At 73.4% G+C, this 2,297-nt stretch carries 1 pseudogene; it reads left to right on the forward strand.

The window, feature by feature from the left end:
* Positions 1–6: 6 nt before the first annotated feature.
* Positions 7–2,297: pseudogene (locus tag ACFV3R_RS34575) on the forward strand (beta-ketoacyl synthase N-terminal-like domain-containing protein); the annotation flags it as partial.

The raw sequence follows: 2,297 nt of genomic DNA on the forward strand, positions 1-2,297 counted from the left end.
GGGTTGGTGGGGGATGGGTTCGGTGTTTTTGTTGAGGTGAGTGCGCATCCGGTGTTGTTGGTGGGTGTGGGGGAGACGTTGGAGGCGTTGGGGGCGTCGGGTGCGGTGGTGGGGTCGTTGCGTCGGGAGGAGGGTGGTCTGGCGCGGATGCGGCGGTCGTTGGGTGAGGCGTGGGTGGCGGGTGCGTCGGTGGACTGGGAGCAGTTCTTCCCGGCGTCGGCGCGTCGGGTGGTGGATCTGCCGACGTATCCCTTCCAGCGCCGCCGCCACTGGATCACCGGCGGAACGGAGACGACCGCCGAGGGCACGGCCGCGCTGCCCACCGCGCCGGCCGACCAGCCGGCGGACACCGACACCGACACCGCACCGCTGACCGCACGCCTGGCCGGGCTCGACGAGGCGGAGCAGACCCGCGTCCTGCTGGAGACGGTGCGTACCGCGGTCGCCCTCGTCCTGGGCCACGTCGACACCACGACCGTCGAGGAGAGAAGCACCTTCAAGGAACTGGGCTTCGACTCGCTCGGCTCCGTCGAACTGCGCAACCACCTCGCGCAGCTGACCGGCCTGCGGCTGCCCGCCGCCCTCCTGTACAACCAGCCCACCCCCGCGCGCCTCGCCGCGTACCTGCGCGCCCGCCTGGCGGACGCCGTCCCCACCGGACCCGCCGCCGCGGCACGGGCCGACGCCGACGAGCCGATCGCCGTCGTCGCCATGAGCTGCCGCTTCCCGGGCGGAGTGCGTTCGCCGGAGGACCTGTGGCGCCTGGTGGCCGAGGGGCGCGACGCCACCTCCGAGTTCCCCGGCAACCGCGGCTGGGACCTGGAGGCGCTGTACGACGAGGACCCCGACGCGGCCGGCACCACCTACGCACGGCGCGGCGGCTTCCTGCACGACGCCGACCTGTTCGACAACGAGTTCTTCGGCATCTCCCCCCGCGAGGCCGCCGCGATGGACCCCCAGCAGCGCCTGCTGCTGGAGAACGCCTGGGAGGTGCTGGAACGCGCCGGCCTGGACCCGGAGGGGCTGCGCGGCGCGGACGTCGGCGTCTTCGTCGGCGCCATGGCGCAGGAGTACGGTCCCCGGCTGCACGAGGGGGCCGAGGGCACCGACGGCTATCTGCTGACCGGCTCCACCGGTAGCGTCGCCTCCGGGCGCATCGCCTACACGCTGGGCCTGGAGGGCCCCGCCGTCACCGTCGACACGGCCTGCTCCTCGTCCCTGGTCGCCCTCCACCTGGCCGTGCAGGCGCTGCGGCAGGGCGAGTGCGCCATGGCGATGGCCGGCGGCGTCACGGTGATGGCGGGACCGGGCATCTTCGTGGAGTTCAGCAGGCAGCGCGGACTGTCCCCGGACGGCCGCTGCCGTGCCTTCGCCGCCGGCGCGGACGGGACCGGCTGGGCGGAGGGCTCCGGCCTGATCCTCCTCGAACGGCTCTCCGACGCGCGCCGCAACGGCCACCGCGTCCTCGCGGTCCTGCGCGGCTCGGCCGTCAACCAGGACGGCGCGAGCAACGGGCTGACCGCCCCGAACGGGCCCTCCCAGGAACGGGTCATCCGGCAGGCCCTGGCCAACGCCCGTCTGACCGCTGCCGACGTGGACGCCGTCGAGGCCCACGGAACCGGCACCACGCTGGGCGACCCGATCGAGGCCGAGGCGCTGCTGGCCACCTACGGGCGGGAACACACCCCCGAACGGCCGCTGTGGCTCGGTTCGCTGAAGTCCAACATCGGCCACTCGCAGGCGGCGGCCGGCATCGGCGGACTGATCAAGATGGTCATGGCCCTGCGCCACGCCAGCCTGCCGCGCACCCTGCACGTCGACGCGCCCTCCCCGCACGTCGACTGGTCCGCCGGCGCCGTCTCCCTGCTCTCCGAGACCGTCGAGTGGCCCGCCGCGCAGCGGCCGCGCCGTGCCGGTGTCTCCTCCTTCGGCATCAGCGGCACCAACGCCCACGTCATCGTCGAGGAGGCGCCGGACGACGCCGCCCCCGCCCCGGCCCCCGGCGACGAGCCGCAGCCGGTCACCGAGGACGCCCCGCTGCCCGTCCTGCTGTCCGCCAGGACGGACGAGGCACTCACGGAGCGCGCCGCCGACCTGCACGCCCTGCTCGTGGGTGGTTCGGGTGTGGGTGTGGGTGAGGTGGGGTGGTCGTCTGTGGTCTCGCGTGGGGTTTTTGGTCGTCGTGCGGTGGTGTGGGGTGGCCGGGAGGGTGTGGTTGAGGGGTTGGGTGGTTTGGCTGGTGGTGGTGTGGGTGGGGGTGTGGTTTCTGGTTCGGTGGTTTCTGGTGGGACGGTTTT

Origin of the sequence: Streptomyces sp. NPDC059740 (assembly GCF_042733155.1) — a bacterium.
Taxonomy (GTDB): Bacteria; Actinomycetota; Actinomycetes; order Streptomycetales; family Streptomycetaceae; genus Streptomyces.